19 protein-coding genes and 1 pseudogene are annotated in these 16,858 nt (G+C 69.8%); 11 read left to right on the top strand and 9 right to left on the bottom strand.

All coding sequences use genetic code 11. The features are described from left to right. Nucleotides 1-16: 16 nt before the first annotated feature. Together ACWGE0_RS21645 and ACWGE0_RS21640 are read left to right on the top strand one after the other, a co-directional pair. Nucleotides 17-430 carry an acyl-CoA thioesterase gene (locus tag ACWGE0_RS21645; RefSeq protein ID WP_452262688.1) on the top strand — a complete coding sequence of 138 codons (414 nt, stop codon included), beginning with the start codon at nt 17-19 and terminating at the stop codon, nt 428-430. Then, complete coding sequence (locus ACWGE0_RS21640) at nt 427-1,527, top strand: zinc-binding dehydrogenase (protein ID WP_452262687.1); 1,101 nt, start codon at nt 427-429, stop codon at nt 1,525-1,527. The genes ACWGE0_RS21645 and ACWGE0_RS21640 overlap by 4 nt, the downstream gene beginning before the upstream one ends. Here ACWGE0_RS21640 and ACWGE0_RS21635 read toward each other — a convergent pair. Genes ACWGE0_RS21635 through ACWGE0_RS21625 form a run of 3 tightly spaced genes read right to left on the bottom strand, consistent with a single transcriptional unit; the run spans nt 1,517 to nt 4,979 of the window. Next, nucleotides 1,517-3,046: an acyl-CoA synthetase gene (locus tag ACWGE0_RS21635; RefSeq protein ID WP_452262686.1), complete on the bottom strand. Its 1,530-nt coding sequence runs from the start codon at nt 3,044-3,046 to the stop codon at nt 1,517-1,519. The two genes, ACWGE0_RS21640 and ACWGE0_RS21635, sit on opposite strands and share 11 nt — an antisense overlap. Further along, nucleotides 3,046-4,173, bottom strand: a complete 1,128-nt coding sequence (locus ACWGE0_RS21630) for a DUF5938 domain-containing protein (protein ID WP_452262685.1) — start codon at nt 4,171-4,173, stop codon at nt 3,046-3,048. The genes ACWGE0_RS21635 and ACWGE0_RS21630 overlap by 1 nt, the downstream gene beginning before the upstream one ends. Before the next feature lie 2 nt (nt 4,174-4,175). Beyond that, a complete protein-coding gene (locus ACWGE0_RS21625) occupies nt 4,176-4,979 on the bottom strand; it encodes an SDR family NAD(P)-dependent oxidoreductase (protein ID WP_452262684.1) in 804 nt (267 codons plus the stop codon). A 134-nt stretch (nt 4,980-5,113) separates the two neighbouring features. On the opposite strand from ACWGE0_RS21625, the gene ACWGE0_RS21620 reads away from it, so the two are divergent. Beyond that, nucleotides 5,114-5,752: a TetR/AcrR family transcriptional regulator gene (locus ACWGE0_RS21620; protein ID WP_452262683.1), complete on the top strand. Its 639-nt coding sequence runs from the start codon at nt 5,114-5,116 to the stop codon at nt 5,750-5,752. A 15-nt stretch (nt 5,753-5,767) separates the two neighbouring features. Here ACWGE0_RS21620 and ACWGE0_RS21615 read toward each other — a convergent pair whose 3' ends face one another. Genes ACWGE0_RS21615 through ACWGE0_RS21605 form a run of 3 tightly spaced genes read right to left on the bottom strand, consistent with a single transcriptional unit; the run spans nt 5,768 to nt 7,103 of the window. Continuing rightward, entirely contained in the window at nt 5,768-6,325 is a 558-nt protein-coding gene (locus ACWGE0_RS21615) for a DUF742 domain-containing protein (protein WP_452262682.1), read from the bottom strand. After that, entirely contained in the window at nt 6,322-6,894 is a 573-nt protein-coding gene (locus tag ACWGE0_RS21610) for an RNA polymerase sigma factor (RefSeq protein WP_452262681.1), read from the bottom strand. Before ACWGE0_RS21610 ends, ACWGE0_RS21615 begins: the two co-directional genes overlap by 4 nt. Then, a complete protein-coding gene (locus tag ACWGE0_RS21605; RefSeq protein WP_452262680.1) occupies nt 6,891-7,103 on the bottom strand; it encodes a hypothetical protein in 213 nt (70 codons plus the stop codon). Before ACWGE0_RS21605 ends, ACWGE0_RS21610 begins: the two co-directional genes overlap by 4 nt. 266 nt (nt 7,104-7,369) lie before the next feature. On the opposite strand from ACWGE0_RS21605, the gene ACWGE0_RS21600 reads away from it, so the two are divergent. From ACWGE0_RS21600 to ACWGE0_RS21575, 6 genes are all read left to right on the top strand, one after another. Next, nucleotides 7,370-9,499: an ATP-binding protein gene (locus tag ACWGE0_RS21600; protein ID WP_452262679.1), complete on the top strand. Its 2,130-nt coding sequence runs from the start codon at nt 7,370-7,372 to the stop codon at nt 9,497-9,499. Between the two features lie 96 nt (nt 9,500-9,595). After that, nucleotides 9,596-10,423, top strand: a complete 828-nt coding sequence (locus ACWGE0_RS21595) for a three-helix bundle dimerization domain-containing protein (RefSeq protein ID WP_452262678.1) — start codon at nt 9,596-9,598, stop codon at nt 10,421-10,423. Next, the gene (locus ACWGE0_RS21590) at nt 10,423-11,586 is read left to right on the top strand and encodes a glycosyltransferase (protein ID WP_452262677.1); all 1,164 of its coding nucleotides are present in this window, start codon (nt 10,423-10,425) and stop codon (nt 11,584-11,586) included. Before ACWGE0_RS21595 ends, ACWGE0_RS21590 begins: the two co-directional genes overlap by 1 nt. Before the next feature lie 110 nt (nt 11,587-11,696). Then, nucleotides 11,697-12,623: a hypothetical protein gene (locus ACWGE0_RS21585; RefSeq protein ID WP_452262676.1), complete on the top strand. Its 927-nt coding sequence runs from the start codon at nt 11,697-11,699 to the stop codon at nt 12,621-12,623. A gap of 8 nt (nt 12,624-12,631) precedes the next feature. Then, the gene (locus tag ACWGE0_RS21580; RefSeq protein ID WP_452262675.1) at nt 12,632-13,000 is read left to right on the top strand and encodes a sunset domain-containing protein; all 369 of its coding nucleotides are present in this window, start codon (nt 12,632-12,634) and stop codon (nt 12,998-13,000) included. A gap of 60 nt (nt 13,001-13,060) precedes the next feature. Further along, complete coding sequence (locus tag ACWGE0_RS21575) at nt 13,061-13,519, top strand: hypothetical protein (protein ID WP_452262674.1); 459 nt, start codon at nt 13,061-13,063, stop codon at nt 13,517-13,519. On the opposite strand, the gene ACWGE0_RS21570 is transcribed toward ACWGE0_RS21575, so the two are convergent. After that, nucleotides 13,503-14,225: an anti-sigma factor gene (locus ACWGE0_RS21570; protein WP_452262673.1), complete on the bottom strand. Its 723-nt coding sequence runs from the start codon at nt 14,223-14,225 to the stop codon at nt 13,503-13,505. The two genes, ACWGE0_RS21575 and ACWGE0_RS21570, sit on opposite strands and share 17 nt — an antisense overlap. Continuing rightward, a complete protein-coding gene (locus ACWGE0_RS21565) occupies nt 14,222-14,824 on the bottom strand; it encodes a sigma-70 family RNA polymerase sigma factor (RefSeq protein ID WP_452262672.1) in 603 nt (200 codons plus the stop codon). The genes ACWGE0_RS21570 and ACWGE0_RS21565 overlap by 4 nt, the downstream gene beginning before the upstream one ends. Nucleotides 14,825-15,031: 207 nt before the next feature. Between ACWGE0_RS21565 and ACWGE0_RS21560 the strand changes: the two genes are divergently transcribed. Further along, entirely contained in the window at nt 15,032-15,682 is a 651-nt protein-coding gene (locus tag ACWGE0_RS21560; RefSeq protein ID WP_452262671.1) for a fasciclin domain-containing protein, read from the top strand. A 45-nt stretch (nt 15,683-15,727) separates the two neighbouring features. On the opposite strand, the pseudogene ACWGE0_RS21555 reads toward ACWGE0_RS21560, so the two are convergent. Beyond that, nucleotides 15,728-16,305 (bottom strand): annotated as a pseudogene (locus ACWGE0_RS21555) (peptide deformylase). A 56-nt stretch (nt 16,306-16,361) separates the two neighbouring features. On the opposite strand from ACWGE0_RS21555, the gene ACWGE0_RS21550 reads away from it, so the two are divergent. Continuing rightward, nucleotides 16,362-16,856 (top strand): hypothetical protein, encoded by a 495-nt coding sequence (locus ACWGE0_RS21550; RefSeq protein ID WP_452262670.1) that lies wholly within the window; start codon nt 16,362-16,364, stop codon nt 16,854-16,856. Nucleotides 16,857-16,858 lie beyond the last annotated feature (2 nt).

The following is a 16,858-nucleotide window of genomic DNA, read 5'->3' as shown; positions in this document are numbered from 1 at the left end:
CGAAGCAGGAGGGTTTGTGCGCGACGACTACCGGCACTGGCAGCGGATTCCGACCCGGTGGGCGGACAACGACGTCTACGGGCACGTGAACAACGTCGTTCACTACGCGTTCATGGACACCGTGATCAACACCTGGCTGATCGACGCCGGCCTGGACATCCAGGCGGGACAGCAGATCGGGCTGTGCGTGGAATCCCACTGCAACTACCGCGCCTCGGTCTCCTTCCCGGACGCGGTGGACGCGGGCCTGCGCGTCGGGCACCTCGGCCGGTCCAGCGTGCGCTACGAGGTCGGGTTCTTCCTCGAAGGAAGCGCAGACGTGGTGGCGGAAGGTCACTTCGTGCACGTGTTCGTCGACCGCACGACCCGCAAACCGGTGGACATCCCCGCACACCTCCGCACGGCGATGGAAGGTCTGGTGATCGCGTGAAGACGCGAGGCGCGGTGCTGACCGGCGTCGGCGGGCCGCTCGAGATCGTCGACCTCGAACTCGCCCCGCCCGGTCCCGGCGAACTGCTGGTCAAAGTGCACGCCACTGGGCTGTGCCACTCCGACCTGTCCGTGATCGACGGCTCGCGCATCCGCCCGCTGCCCATGGTGCTCGGCCACGAAGCGGCGGGCGAGGTCGTCGAAGCGGGCCCGAACGCCGAGTTCAAGCCAGGCGACCACGTCGTGATGTCGTTCGTCCCCGCGTGCGGTGCCTGCCGCCGTTGCGCGTCCGGCAGGCAGGCGTTGTGCGAACCAGGTGCCGCCGCCAACCGCGACGGCACGCTCCTGAGCGGACTGCGTCGATGGACGCTCCCAGACGGCACACAGCCGCACCACCACCTCGGCGTGTCCGGTTTCGCCGAGTACACGGTGATTTCCGACCGGTCGGCCACGCTCGTGCCAAGAGATCTGCCGCTCGACATCGCCGCACTGTTCGGCTGCGCCGTGCTGACCGGCGCGGGCGCGGCGTTCTACAGCGCCCAGGTCGTGCCGGGGGACAGGGTCGCGGTCTTCGGCCTCGGCGGGGTCGGCCTGGCAGCGGTGCTCGCGGCCATCACCGCGGGCGCGACCCAGGTCGTCGCGGTGGACGTCGTCGAACACAAGCGCCGGCTCGCCCTCACCCTCGGCGCGACGCACGAAGCCGCCGGTGGGCCGGACGTCGTCGACCACGTCCGAGAACTCACCAACGGTGGTGCCGACAAGGTCATCGACACCACCGGCGTCGCGGCCGTGCTCGAACAGGCTTACGCCGCAACGGCTGTCGGCGGCACGACGGTCACCGTCGGCCTGCCGCACCCGGACCGCACCGTCACCCTGCCCGCGCTGAACCTGGTCGCCGAGGAGCGCACGCTCAAGGGCAGCTACCTGGGCTCGTGCGTGCCGCGCCGGGACGTGCCCCGGTTCATCGACCTCTACCGGGCGGGCAAGTTGCCGGTGGACGGCCTGCTGTCCGGGCGGCTGCGGCTGGACGAGATCAACGACGGGTTCGCGAAACTCGCGACCGGCGAGGCCGTGCGGCAGGTCGTGATCATGGCTTGAGCCGTTGCCTGATCTCGGCTTTGAGCACCTTGCCCACCTTGGACCGCGGCAGGTCGGGCCAGATCTCGACCTGCTTCGGTGCCTTCACGCTGCCCAGCTGCTCCTTCACGAACGCGATCAACGCCTCGGCGTCGGCGTGCCCGGACACCCGCAGCTGCACGACGGCCGTGACCCGCTCGCCCCACTTGTCGTCCGGCAGCCCGACCACGGCGCTGTCCTGCACCGCGGGATGGGCCTGCAACGCCTTCTCGACCTCGGCCGAGTACACGTTGAACCCGCCCGTGATGATCATGTCCTTGGCGCGGTCGACGATGTACAGGAAGTTGTCCGCGTCGAGATAGCCGATGTCGCCGGTGTGGTGCCAGCCGTGCGCACTCACCTCGGCGGTGGCAGCGGGATTCTCGTGATAGCCGGCCATCACCAACGGCCCGCGCACGACGATCTCGCCGCGCTCACCTGGAGGCATCAGCGCGCCGTCCGCGTTCATGATCGCGACCTGGGTCAGCGGGGTGGGCCTGCCCGCCGACGACAACCGGGCGGTGGCGATCGACCCGTCGGGCAGGAAGTGGTCGGCGGGAGCGAGCGTGGCGATCATGTTCGGCGCCTCGGTCTGGCCGAACAGCTGGCCCATCACCGGCCCGATCCGCTGCAGCGCCTCGGTCAGCCGCACCGGGGACATGGGCGCGGCGCCGTACCAGAGGCAGCGCAACGAGGTCAGGTCGGTCGAGTCCAGCGCGGGGTGGTCGAGCAGGCCGTAGATCACGGTCGGCGGCAGGAACGCGTGCGTGATCCGGTGGTGCTCGATCAGTCGGAGGAACTCGCCGAGGTCCGGCGCCGGCATGATCACCGTCTCGCCGCCCAGGGCCATGATCGGGAACGTGAGCACGCCCGCGGAGTGCGTCAGCGGGGCGAGCGCGAGGTAGCGCGGCCGCACGCCGAACGGGTAGCTCATCAGCGTGAGTGCGGTCGCGGTCTCCATGTTGTGGCCCGTCAACCGCACGCCCTTGGGCCTGCCGGTCGTGCCACCGGTGCCCGCGAGCATGCAGAGGTCGTCCGGCAGGACCACCGGATCCGGCTCCCTGCCGTGCCGCGACAGCCACGACGTGAACGTGACCGCGCCCTCCACCTCACCGTCGAGGCACACCAGCGTGGTCAACGCGGGCAGGTCGCCGCGGATGCGTTCGACCAGCGGCGCGAACTTCGCCTGGAAGAACAGGCACCGGCAGCCGAACAGGTCGAGCAGCTCCCGGTTCTCCGCCGCCTCGTTGCGGGGGTTGACCGGGCACCACACCGCACCGGCCCGCGAGATGCCGAACACGCAGGTGAGTGCGAGCGGGTCGTTCGCGGACAGCACCGCGACCCGGTCGCCAGGGCCGATCCCGCTGTCCTGCAACGCTCCCGCGATCGTGTGGGAGCGTTGCACCACCTCGGCGTAGCTGGTGGAGACGCCGCCGATGGTGAGGCATGGCGCGTCACCACCGAGCGACGCGCCCTTGTCCAGGTAGTCGTGCAGTCGCATCAGCGGTGCACTTCGACGATCGGATCGAGCACGAGTCCGAACGACCGCAGCGCGCCGAGCAATTCCCGGTGCCCGAACGCCTGACAGCCTGAGGCGAATCCGGCCCGGCGAGGCATGTCCTGCAACAGGTGCACCGCGCCGTACACGTTCAGCAACGCCGTCTGCTTGTAGTTGCAGTTGCCGTGGATCACGCAGCTCGCGCGGCCGAGCGGTCCGGAAGCGTGCACGGAGTCCAGGGAGATGTTGATCCGCGGGTTCTCCCGTGGCGGCATCTCACTGCGCACCTGCGCGGAGAACGCGTCGACGATCTCGTACTTCTCCGCGTCGGACTTGCCTTCCATCTGCTCGAGAGCCGCCGCGACGATCTGCGGCACACCGAGCATCAACGGCCGGTTGAACACGCCACCGAGCGCGCGCACGGACGCCACCCGTGGATCCCTCTTGAACCACACGGGATGCGCCGTGCCGCCCCACGGCAGCGCCAGCCCCAGTTCGTGCTGACCGGGTACGACGAGCTCGTAGAGCCCCGCGTCCGCCGGCCATTCCACGTACTCGTTCTGCTCCAGGTAGTACGCCTTCGCGAACGCGGCGTTCGTGAGGATCGTGTTGGTGGAAGCGACTGTGGGATAACCCTTCCAGAACACCCCGATGTCCAAAGTGTCCAGTCCGGGCGTCTCCAGGCAGATCTGCGCGGCGATCTCGCCGACCGTGTACATCTGCGCGATGCCGGGGGAGAGCAGCAGACCCTGCTTGGCGAACTCGGCGCCGTACTGGGCCTCCGCGTCGATCATCCAGTCCTGCTCGCCGTTGGTGTCGGTGTAGTGCGCACCGACGTTCAGGCTCGCCTGCACGGCTTCGTGGCCGTAGCGGGAGAACGGGCCGACGGTGTTCAGCACGACCTTCGCCCCGGTGAACGCCTCGGTCAGCGCCGCCGTGGTGTGCTCCACCTCCAGGACCTCGTACTCGACCGTGTCGATGCCGGGCACCGCGTCGACGGCTTCCTTGACCCGCTTGCCATCGCGGCCGACGGCGAGGAACGGCACCCCGTACTCGCGCAGGTACTCGCAGATCAGGCGCCCGGTGTAGCCGGAGGCGCCATAAACGACGACAGGCTTGTCGGTAGCCACGACTACATCCCCATTCCGCCGTCGACCGGAAGCCCGGCTCCGGTGATGAACTTCGAGGCGTCGGAAGCCAGGAACACCACGGCGTCCGCCATGTCGTCGACCTGCCCGAGTCGTCCGAGCGGCGTCAGCTCCACGACCGCGCCGACGGCGGCCTCGACCGACGGGAACAGGCCGAGTTGCGCGCAGTCGACGGCCAGCTGGTTGCCCATCGCGGTGGGCGTGAGGCCGGGGTAGATGCAGTTGACCCGCACGCCGTAGCCGAGCTTGCCGGACTCCGCGGCGGCCACCCTGGTCAGCCGGTCGATGGCGGACTTGGTCGCCGAGTAGACGCTGATGCCGGGGAAGGCGATGGTCGCCGCGACGGACGCGACGCTGATGATCGAACCACCGTTGCCCGCCGCGCCGCCGGGACGCATCGCGCGCAGGCCGTGCTTCATGCCGAGTGCGGTGCCCAGCACGTTCACGTCCAGCATCTTGCGCACGTCGGCGGGGACGAGCTCGGTGATGAGGCTGGTGATCTCGATGCCCGCGTTGTTCACGAGGATGTCGAGCCCGCCGATCGTGTCGACCGCCGTGCTCACCGCCGTTGCCCAGCTCTCGTCGTCGGTGACGTCCAACGGCACGAACTCCGCGGTCGCACCCGAGTCACGCAGCGCCTGGGCGGTCTGCTTGCCTTCCTCCTCCAGCACGTCGCCGATCAGGACGGCCGCGCCGGCCGCGGCCAGTGCCTGGGCCATGCCGGCACCAAGCCCACGTGCACCCCCGGTGACCAGTGCTTTCCGCCCGTTGAGCTGATAACTCGTCATTGAGTCGCCTCCTCGGTGAGATGGCTCACACCCTAGTCAATGCTTGACAGTCGTCAAGTTTTTCTTTGACGGTCGTCCAAGATTTTTTGGACATTTGGTCAACCGTTGTCGTAATCGGCGTTAGGATCCGAGATGTGACAGACGTCGCCCAGAGCAAGCAGGACCGCATCACCCGCCGGCAGGTCGACAAGTTCGACGCCAGGCGGACGGAGCTCGCCGTGGCGACGTTGCACACGCTCGCCGAACTGGGTTACGCCCGCACGAGCCTGCGGGAGATCGCGCAGAACTCCGAGTTCTCGCACGGCGTCCTGCACTACTACTTCGCGGACAAGCGCGACCTGATCACCGAGGCGGTCCGCCAGTACGAGGTCGTCTGCGTGACCAAGTACGACGAGGCGGTGGCGAACGCGATCACGTCGGAGCAGCTGCGCGGCGAGTTCGTGGGGACGTTCTTCGACACCCTCGACCAGGACGCGACGCTGCACCGCCTCTGGTACGACCTGCGCAACCAGAGCCTGTTCGACGAGTCGTTCCGGGCGGACGTGCTGGAGATCGACAGTCACCGCGAGGCCATGGTGTGGCGGGTGATCAGCCGCTACGCCGAGCTGTCCGGCGGGTCGGTCGCCGGCTCACCGTCCACTGTCTACGTGACGCTGGACGGGGTTTTCCAGCGGGCGTTGCTGCACCACCTGGCCGGTGACGCGGCGACCGTCGCGCAGTTGCGGGCCGAGCTGCCGGACGTGATCGACCTGCTCGTGACGCCCCAGAGTTGATCAGACCAGCGTTGATCAGAGGCGGCGAAGCCCGCTGAGCACCCTCTCCAGGAAGTCCGCGGAAGGCTGGTTTCCCGCGGTGAAGCCGCCCTCGCCGATCACGACCAAGCCTGCGGCCGCCAGGTCGGCGATCAGGATCCGCGCGACCCCGAGGGGCAGGTGCAGGAGCGCCGCGACCTCGGCCACGGACCTGGTCTCCGCGCACAGCCGGCAGATCGACCTGTCCTCGGGCGTGACCGCCGCGTCCGGGTGGAGACCGCGCTCGCTCGTGGACACCAGTGCTTCCAGTGCCAGGTCGTGGGCAGGCCGGGTGCGACCGCCTGTGCGCGCATAGGGACGCACCAGTGACGTGGTGGCGTCGGTTTCGCCTTCATACCGGTTCGGGGTCCACAGCGTGGATGCGTGCGCCAGCCCTTCCGGAATCCTGTCGACGGTCATGGCCGCCGCCATGCCGCCGGCCCGCTCGAGGACGTCGTCCAGCCCGGCCTCGGTGTCGAACCGCGCGGGAGCCGGATCCTTGTCGTGTGCACGCCGAACCAGGTCACGGGCGGCGTCATGCTGCGGCTCGGTCATGACAACTCGCCTCCTTGCGTGGTGCTGAACCTGTCGGTGAGCGGTGTCAGCAGCTTGCAGAACCGTTCGACCTGGGTGCGAACCGTGGACTCGGTGATGCCCAGCGCTCTGGCGATGTCCGCGTACTCCATGTCCTCGAGGAAGTGCATCGCCACCACGATGCGTCGTCTCGGCGGCTGCCGCTCCATCAGATCCCTGGCAGCGGCGAGGGCGGCACGTTCGTCGAGCATCGCAGCGAGATCATCGTCGACGGCGTCGGGTTCCCGCTCCTCATCCAGCTCAACGAGCATTCCACGCCGACGGTACGCGTCGGTGACCTTGTGTGCGGCGATGCCCACGAGGTATTTCCGGTTTTCTTCTCGCGTGCGGCCCGCTCGCACCGACCAGGACAGGAACATCACGACGTAGGCGTCCTGGAGAGCGTCCTCCGCGGCGGGCCGATCGCCCGCCGTCATCCGGCAGACCGCGCGCAGTACCTGGACCGCGGTGCTCTCGTAGAACGCCCGGAAGGTGTCCGGACCGCCTTCGCCCAGGTCACGATGTGGCCAGCGCGGATTCAGGAGTGTCATGCGGCCGGTTCGTCCCGGACGCGATCGACCGTCACCTCGATGACCGCGCCACCGGGATCCCGGTCGACGACGCGGCTACCAGGGCCGAGCCTGCCCACCACGCTCTCGATGCTGGCCCTGCGCACGCGGTAGCGCCGGAGTGCGACGAGTTCGCGGAGCACGGCGGCGACCACGGGCAGCACACCCAGCGCGATCCAAGCGTTGCTCATCCTCGCCGTCCTCTCGAAGGCCCTCTGCGGAGTGCTCGCGATGGACGGCCCGCCTGTCTACAAGTCGGCTGGAGGTTTCTGGTCTGGAGGTTTCTGGGCTGGATGTCTCTGGGGAGACGTTCGTGCTCGCCCTATCGCCGGTTCGGCGGGAGATGTCACCGCGCGAACCGGGATTCCCCCAAGCGGCCCAACGCGATTCGCTATGGCGGTGGACGGGTAATGCCCGGTGTGCCGCGGCGATAGTCGGCGTGACCCGGGAGGCCATCGTGGACGCTGACGGAACTGACGGCGACACCGTGCGGAACGAGCTGAGCGGCTCGGTGCACGCGCCTGTCGTGCAGGCAGGTTCGATCAGCGGTGACGTTCACGTCCACGGCCCGGAACGCGCGGTGACAGTCCCTCGCCAGTTGCCCATGGAGATCCGGCACTTCGCCGGACGACGCGAAGAACTCGACCGGCTCACCACGATCCGGGAGGAGGCGGCCACGGGTCCGGCGATCGCCGCGATCAGCGGCACGGGCGGGATCGGCAAGACGACCCTCGCGGTGCGGTGGGCGCACTCGGTCGGCGACGAGTACCCCGACGGCGAGCTTTACGTGAACCTGCGCGGCTTCGACCCGACCGACGACCCGGTTCCGCCGGACACCGTCCTGCACGGTTTCCTGCAGGCCTTAGGAGTGGGACCGGCGCGGATTCCGGACGCGCTGGACGGCAAGGTCGCGCTGTACCGGAGCCTGGTGGCGCGGCGGCGGATGCTGATCGTGCTGGACAACGCCCGTGACGCCGGGCAGGTGCGGCCGTTGCTGCCGGGGGCCGCGAACTGCCTGGTGCTGGTCACCAGCCGCAGCCGGCTGACCGGACTGGTCGCGCGGGAGGGCGCGCGGCCGGTCGCTCTTGACGCGTTCACCGATCACGAGGCCGTCGAGTTGTTCGGCAAGCACATCGGTGAGGCAAGAGTCGAGGCCGAACCACGCGCCGCCGGTGACCTCGTCGACTTCTGCGTCAGGTTGCCGCTGGCCCTGTCCATCGTGGCGGCGCGGGCCGCGGTCAACCCCGGTTTCTCACTGGCGCAGTTGCTGGAGGCGCTCAAGGCCGAACAGCGCACGTTGGACGCGTTCGAACTCGGAGATCCGTCCGGCAGCGTCCGCGCGGTGTTCTCGTGGTCGCTCCGGACCTTGACCGACGAGGCGACGAGACTGTTCCGGCTGCTCGGACTTCATCTGGGCCCGGACGTCGGCCTGCGCACCGTCGCGAGCCTCGCCGCCGCGACACCGGTGCACACCGGGCATCTGCTGGCCGAGCTGACGACGGCCCACCTGGTCGAGAACTACCTGCCCGGCCGGTTTCGCATGCACGACCTCGTCCGCGCGTACGCGGCGGAACTGGTGGAGGAACAGGAGAGCGGACGGCACGCCGCGTTGCATCGGATGCTGGACTTCCTGTTGCACACGACCGAGTCGGCCGCGATCGCGCTCAACCCCAACCGCGATCGTCAGCACCTGGTCGCCGTCGTCGACGGCACGGCCTACGCGCCCGTCACCGGTGCCGCGGAAGCATTCCGCTGGTACGACGAAGAGCTGGCCACACTGCACGCGGCGGCCAGATGCGCGGCGACCTCTTCGCTGACGTCGTACGCGTGGAAGATCCCCTGGGCCATGACCAGCTTCCTGTACCGGCTGGGCCGATGGACGGAGTGGGCCGACGTCCACGAGATCGCGCTGGCCGCGGCCGACGAGTCCGACGACAGGCACGCCAGGGCCCGGACCCACCGCCTGCTCGGCAACGCCTACACCCTGCTGGACCGCCAGGACGACGGCCGTGCCGAGCACGAACTGGCCCAGGCCCTGTTCACCGCGCTCGGCGACGACCACGGCCTGGCCAGGACGCATCACGCCAGAGCGTGGGCCCACGGGCGCTTCGGCCAGCACCGCGAGGCCATCGCGCACGCCGAGCGGGCCCTGCAGCTCTACCGCGGGTACGGCAACCGGTCCGGTGAGGCCCACGCCCTCGACGCGGCCGGCTGGTTCCACGCGCAACTCGGCGAGTTCGCCCAGGCCCTCGACTGCTGCACCAGAGCACTGGCCATGCACACCGAACTCGGTGACGCCGGCGGAATGGCCGACGACTACGACAGCCTCGGCTACATCCGGCACCACCTCGGCGACGTCGAGCAGTCGTTCGCCGACTACGACCAGGCCATCGCGTTGTGGCGGGAGCTCGGGGCGGCCTACGACGAGGCGATCACCCTCGTCCGCGTGGGGGAGGCGCGGGAGGCCGGGGGAGACCTGCCGGCCGCGATCGCGGCGTGGCAGCGTGCGCTGGAGATCTTCGTCCGGCTCGACCACCCGGACGCGGACCCGTTGCGCGCCAGGCTTGGTCAGCAGCGGGCAGGGTGATCACGGCGGGCGCGCTCTGGTGGGACAGGCGCCGGGCCAAGGCCGGCTGACGCCCATCGCCAGCGCGCTCACGCCCGTCTACCGTGTGCGAGGCGGATGCAGCGGAAGGCGGATGACGTGCTGACGACCACGACGGCCGGCGTGCGGCGGCGGCAGGTGGACGAGCGGATCAGGCGTCTCGAATCGCGGCTGGTCAGAGAGCACGACCAGGTCCCGCCGAGCCTGGTGCACGAGTGGATCGAGCGAGCCCACGCGCGGTTCGGCGACGCGCGGGTGCGCGACTTCGTGCCGTTGCTGGTCGAACGCGCGGTGCGGGCGTCCGTGTCGAGCTTCTCCTCCGACCAGCACGAGATGCCGGGAACCTGGCTGCCGGACTGGGCCAGGAACACGGCACGACGGCTGCTCGCCGACGAACTGCCGCGTCGATGGGCGCACACCGCCGGCGTGGCGCGCCGGGCGCAGCAGGTGGCGCGGGTGCTGCCCGTCGAAGAGCGGGACGTGCTGGTCGCCGCGGCGTGGGTGCACGACATCGGGTACGCCTCCGAGCTCGCCGACACGGGTCTGCATTCCCTCGACGGCGCGCGGTACCTGTTGCGGGCCGGTCTCTCCCGGCGGGTGTGCGGTCTGGTCGCGCACCATTCCGGCGCGTCGGCAGTGGCCGAGCTGACCGGGATGGCCGAGGGGCTGGCGGAGTTCGGCGACGAGCGCGGCAGGCTCCGGGACGCGCTCTGGTACGCCGACATGACGACCAGTCCGGACGGCCACCCGACGACGGTCGAGGAGCGGCTCGCCGAGATCCGCCGGCGGCGTGGGCCGGACGATCCGGTGGTCCGGGCTCTCGCGCTCAACGGTGACGAACGGCTGGCGGCTGTCCGGCGCATCCACCGGCTCCTGCGCCGGACGTACAAGCCCGCCCGCGTCTGATGCGGGTAGCGGTTGTCTCCGGGGGCGATCCCGGGCACGTCGTGCCGGCGATCGCGTTGTGCCTGAAGGTCGCGGCGGCCGGGGACACCCCGATGCTGCTCACCGGCGACCGCTGGGTCGACGCCGCCGCGCGCGAGGGGATCACGGCGTCACGGGTGCACGGGCTGTCGCTCGCCGACCTGCGGGATGCGGTGGATCTCGGTCAGGCGTTGCACGAACAGGCCGCCGAGCTGGCGGCGGCGCTGACCCCGCAGCTGGCCGCGCTCAAGCCGGACCTGGTGGTGTGCGACGTCCTCGCGCTGGGCGCGAGCATGGCCGCGGAACTGCTCGACGTGCCGTGGGCGCAGCTCTCGCCCCACCCGCTCTACGAACCGTCCAGGTGGCTGCCGCCGATGGGCAGCGGGCTGGCCGCGGGGGTCGGGGTGCGCGGCCGGATGCGGGACGCCGTGCTGCGGGCCATGACGGCCAGGTCGATCCGTCAGGGTGAACGGCAACGCGCTGTCGTGCGGCAGCGGATCGGTCTGACCTCGCCGGGTGCGGGGCCGGTGGTGCGGTTGATCGCGACGCTGCCCGCGCTGGAGGTGCCGCGCGCGGACTGGCCGCGCAACGCCCAGGTGGTGGGACCGCTGTTGTGGGAGGCGAGCCGGCAGCGGATGAGCCCGCCGCCGGGTGAGGCTCCGCTGGTGATGGTCGCGCCGTCGACGGCGTGGACCGGGGCCGCCGACATGGCCGGGATGACGCTCGACGCGTTGGGCGATCTGGGCGTGCGGGCCGTGGTGTCGACGTTCGCGCCGCCGCCGCGCGAGTTGCCGGACTGGGTGCGGTCGGGGCCTGGCCGGCAGGACGAGTTGCTGCGCGCGTCCTCGGTGCTGGTCTGCGGTGGTGGGCACGGAATGCTGGCCAAGGCGTTGCTGGCGTCGGTTCCCGTCGTGGTCGTGCCGGGTGGGGGAGACCAGTGGGAGATGGCGAACCGGGTCGCGCGGCAGGGCTGCGGGGTGATCGTTCGTCCGGCCACTGTGGACGGTTTGCGGGATGCCGTGGCACGTGTGCTGGGCGATCCGGGGTTCGCACTGGCGGCGGCGCGTGCGGCGGCGACGGTGGCCGACGTCCGTGATCCCGTCGAGGTGTGCCGGGCGGCGCTCAGCGCGAGTGCGGCCACCTGACCGGGTGAAGTTCGGTCCGATCGGTGCCAGCGATTGGATTTTCGGTCTCCAGGTCCGGTAATCCCTGCGCCGTGCGTCTTCCTCACGCGGTTTGGATCAGTGGGCTGTTGGTGCCCGTCCTGCTCGCCGCCACCGGCGTGTTCGTGTACGGCCAGGACGTCGAACGGACGTTGCACGCCGACGTGCGTACAGCGCTGGGAAAGGCCGGCTACCACGGCGTTGTCGAGGTGAACGGCCGTTCCGTCGTGGTGACCGAAGTGTCGCCTCGGTCCGTGGACGCCGTGCGCGCTGTGGTCTCCGACGTGTCCGGTGTCGGCAGCACAGACGTGCGGCCCGCCGGCCCGGAGCAACTGCTCGTGGCCGTGCGCGGCGGCGAGATCCTGCTGTCCGGCGCGGTGGCCGACGACGCGGAACGCGTCGCGCTGATCAACGCGACGAAGTCCGACGACCACCGCGTGACGGCCGCGCTCCGGCTCGGCGGCACGCTGCCGGTCCCGCCCGCCGTGGTCGGGCGCCTGGTGTCCGCGGCGTTGTCCGCCAAGGTGTCCGACGTGACCACGACCATCTACAACGGCCAGGTCGCGATCGCCGCCCGCGTGCCGGACGAGGCCCGCGCCACGGCCGTCCGGGACGCGGTCAAGCAGGCCGCGAACGGCCTGCAGATCACGGACCGCGTGGAGGTCGGACCATCCGCCTCGGTCGGCGATCTGAACGTCGAAGCGCTGCACGACTCGATCAGCCGCCTGGTCAACGGCAACGGTGCGATCCGGTTCGTGCAGGGCACCACGGCGTGGGAAGGCCACGGCCCGGTGCTCGTCCAACGGGTCGGCCGCATGCTTCTCGTCGCACCACGCGCCTCGATCACGTTGGTGGCACACGGCACCGACCCCGCGATGGCCACCACACGCGCGGAACTGGTGCGCGACGTGCTCGTGGGCCAAGGCGTGCCCTCCACGCTGATCGCAGTTGAGACCCGTCCCGCCCCCGACGGCGAGTACGACCCGGCCGCGCGCCAGGTCGACGTCGTAGTCCGCTAGGAGTTCTTGTGCTCTGGTTGTTCTCGCAGATGTTCGTGCTGTGCGTGGTGTCCTTCGGCGCCGGCGTGCTGCTGACGTGGCTGTCCGTGCGCGGCCGCCTGCGCCCCGAACCCCTGAAGCCGCGGCTGGCCCTGCCGGCGCCGCGGATCGCCGCGGAGGACGTGGTGGTCCAGCAGCAGCCTGTCGCGCCGTCTGTCGTTGCTCCGGCCAAGCAGAAGTCGTTGCCGGTCAAGGGTAATTCGAAGACGATGGTGTACCACACGCCTGAATCCCCTTACTACAACCGGATGAAGGGCGACATGGCCTTCGCGTCGGAGGCCGATGCGCTGGACGCCGGTTACCGGATGTGGACGACGAAGGCGCGCGTCAAGGTGTGAAGCCGGGCTTGCGGCGGGAAAACCGCTGGCGGGTGGCACCCGATCGGTCACCGCGCGACGTTGAGCTTTCTCGCTGAGATGGCCGGGGACTACCAGCGCCGCGAGGCGCCTCTGTTGCGGGCGTTGGACGTGCTGGAAGCCAGCCGCGCGGCGTGGCTCGTGGAGGTCGCCGCCTACGCGGACGAGCGCGCGAAGCAGAAGCGGCTCAAGCAATGCACGCCGGCACCCGAGTGGCCGCCGAACAGCATGAGCGGCCACTGGTACTCGACGGACCCCAAGGTGTCGCGGCTCGCCGCGTTGCACGCGCTCAAGCTGTGGGAGCGGGACCACGAAGAGGCTCCCGCTCCCGACGACGTGCGTTCCCTCGTGCGTTCCCTCGTGCGGTCCTGCATCGCCAACGGCCGGCTCACCGACGACCAACTGGACGTCGTGCTGAGCCGGGCCGGAGACGAAGAGGTGCGTTGGCCGATGACACTCATGGCATCGGCCAACGGCATTCGGACTACGCGAGTGCGATGACCATCATCGGCGCGGTGGTGGGCTTCGCCGAACCTCCTGGCGGCTCCACGGTGATCGCCACCTTCTGCACGTTGGCCACGCCCGACGCCATCAAGGGAGCCGAGCCGGACGCTGGCAGCACTCCCGCGGGGCGCGGGCCGTGGTCGTCGATCAGCCAGAGCTGGTAGACGCGGTCGGGTGGGGGCGCCGGCAGGTCGCGGCTCAGGAACAGCAGTTCGTCGCGGCTCGCCGACACCACGGCGGTGCCGGTCGCGCCGTCCGGGCCGGTGGCGCTCACCAGCTTGACGTCCGGTGTGGACAGGAAGTTGGAGAACCGGCTGTACTCGCTGGAGATCTGGGCCAGCTGGTCGTTGTCCTGAGTGGACTTGACCTCCACCGTGAGGACGACCGCGACGACGAGGCTGGCGGCGGCGAGAAGGCCGCCCGCGCCGCGCAGGTTGCGGGCTCGGGTGAGGCGTGCGGTGCGCGGAGGCACCTGCCTGGTTTCGGCCGCGGCTGCCAGGACGCGTGCCCGCAGGTGCGGGGGCGGCGCGAACTCGACCGCCGCACCCAGGCGGGCTGCCGTGGCGGTGAGTTCGGCGACTTCCACGGCACAGCTGTCGCAGCGGGCCAGGTGGATCTCGAACATCGCGCGTTCGGTGTCCGACAGGCCGTTCACGGCGTAGGCGCCGGTGAGCGTGTGCAGGTCTGCGGATGTGCTCCTCATCCGGTCACCCCCATGCAGTCTCGGAGTCTGATCAGGCCGTCGCGCATCCGCGTTTTGACCGTGCCGAGCGGCAGGCCCAGCAGGCTCGCGACCTCTGGATAGGAATAGCCCTGGTAGTAGGCGAGCACGACGGACTCGCGCTGCAGGTCGGTCAGGAAGCTCAGGCAGCGGCGCACCTGGCGTTGCTCGATCCTGCCGTCGACCTGTTCGCTCACCTCGTCGAACGGCCTGGCCGGGTCGAGCCGTGCCACGTGGTCCTCGCGGTGCGTGGCGGCCTGCGCGGACCGGACGCGGTCGACCGCGCGCCGGTGGGTCAGGGTCAGGATCCAGGTGTTGGCGCTGCCCTTGCCGGGATCGAACCTGGTCGCTGTTCGCCACACCTCGAGCATCACCTCCTGGAACACCTCCTCCGACTGCGCCTGGTCGCGCAGGACCCGTCTGATGAGGCCGAACACCGAGCTGGACACGACGTCGTACAGCCGCTCGAACGCGGTCTCGTCGCCCCTGGCCACCAGCGCCAGCAGGTCGTCGGCCGTGGGTTCGGCCGGGCGGTCGTCATCGCGGGGAATGCTCTGCAGCGACCGCTCACGCTTCGGCATCGCGCTTCCTCTCCTCAGCGTTGTCCCTTGGTGTTCGCAGCGGAGGCCGCGTTGGATCGGATCTGAATGCGTTGTCACAACAGGTTCAGCCGAAGGTGGAGGTGAGCGGCAGGCGGGTAACGGATCGGTAACCCCACCCATCCGCTCCCCGGAGGGCGACGAATCACGGGCAACAACCGCCCGGCCACTCCTGGGAGATGTCCTGTCATGAACAAGACCGTCCGCAGCACCGTTCTGGCCATCGGCACCGCCTCGCTCGCCCTGCTCGGAGCTGCGTGCGGCTCAGGCGACGCGGCGAGCAGCGGTTCCAGCTCCAGCTCTGCCCCCACCTCGACAGCGCCGTCGTCCGCCGCGATGGCCGACCCGGCCAAGGACCTCGTCGGCCCCGGTTGTGCCGACTACGCCAAGCAGGTGCCGTCCGGCGCCGGTTCCGTCACGGGCATGGCCGCCGACCCGGTCGCCGTCGCCGCGAGCAACAACCCGCTGCTGACCACGCTGGTCAGTGCCGTGTCGGGCAAGCTCAACCCGAAGGTCAACCTGGTCTCGACGCTCAACGGCGCCGAGTTCACCGTGTTCGCGCCGGTCGACTCGGCGTTCGCGAAGATCGACGCCGCGACGATCGAGAAGCTCAAGACCGACGACGCGCTGCTGACCAAGATCCTGACCTACCACGTCGTTCCCGGCCAGATCTCGCCCGACAAGATCGCCGGCGACCAGAAGACCGTGCAGACCGGCACCGTCAAGGTCTCCGGCTCGGGCAACACGCTGAAGGTCAACGACGCCAACGTGATCTGCGGCGGCGTGCACACCGCCAACGCCACCGTCTACCTGATCGACTCGGTCCTGCTGCCCCAGTGATCTAGGCGATCAGGCCGTGTCCCGCCTGCTCACTGGCCATCGCCCTCAGAGGCCCGGCGCGAACGGGTCCGGTCCGTCGCCCGGTAGCCAGCTGATGCCGGGTTCGGTCCAGCCGTTGCGTTCGAGCATCAGCATGGCCTCGGTGGCGTGGGGGTCGACCAGGCGGGACAGGTAGAGGCGTCCGGCGAGGTGGTCGGTCTCGTGTTGCAGGCATCGGGCGAAGAAGCCGACGCCCTCCACCGAGATCGCGTCGCCGTGCCGGTCGAGGCCGGTGACGCGGGCCCAGGCGGCTCTGCCGGTGGGGAAACGCTCGCCGGGCAACGAAAGGCAGCCTTCCAGGTCTCGGCGGGGGTCGGGCTCGGCGTCCGGGAGCCCGGAGGTTTCCAGGACCGGGTTGATCACGTGACCTCGGTGGTGGCGTCCGGTGCCGTCCGGGCAGTCGTAGACGAACACGCTGCGGCTGTCGCCGATCTGGTTGGCCGCGAGACCCGCGCCGTTGGCGGCGGTGTTCGTGTCGAACATGTCCTCGATGAGCTGCGCGAGATCCTCGTCGAACTCGGTGACCGGGGTGGCGGGAGTGGCGAGAACCTGTTCGCGCCAACGAGGATCGGCCTGACCGTCATGACCGCAGCGTAAGCGACGGGACCGGTCCCGGCCCCCGTGCCTAACGTCGTCGTGCATGACGGATCTGGGTGCGCAGATTGAGCGTTACGAGACGAACAACCGGCGGCGGGCGTTGACGGCGGTGATCGCGGTGGTGATCGGCACGCCCGTCCTCGTGTTCGGGGCGCTCTTGCTCGTGCTCCTCGACATCGGCCGGCTCGGCGCGGGCATGTTCGTCCTCGGGCTCATCCTCGGCGGCGGACTGGGCACAGTCGTGATGGGGATCGTGCTCGGCGTGCAGTCCGTGCGGCGGCGGGGCGAGGAGTTCACGCTGTACGAGTCCGGGTTCGTGCATTCGTGGGGCACGAAGACCACTGTGGTGCCGTGGACCGATGTCGTCACGGTCACCGACGTCGGCAAGAAAACGGTTCTCTCCAAGGCTTTCGGCGGCGACGTCGGTTGCCGGATCCGGACCACCGGCGGGCGGAAGGTGACGATCAACGCCTTCACGAACGGTGCCGAGCTGCTGATCCACCGCGTTTTCGAGGCCACGGGAGGGCGTTCCGTCTGAGC

The sequence above is a fragment of the Lentzea sp. NPDC054927 genome (assembly GCF_053610285.1).
The sequence above is the reverse complement of the archived record's forward strand: the minus strand, read 5'-3'. Positions and strand labels throughout refer to the sequence as shown.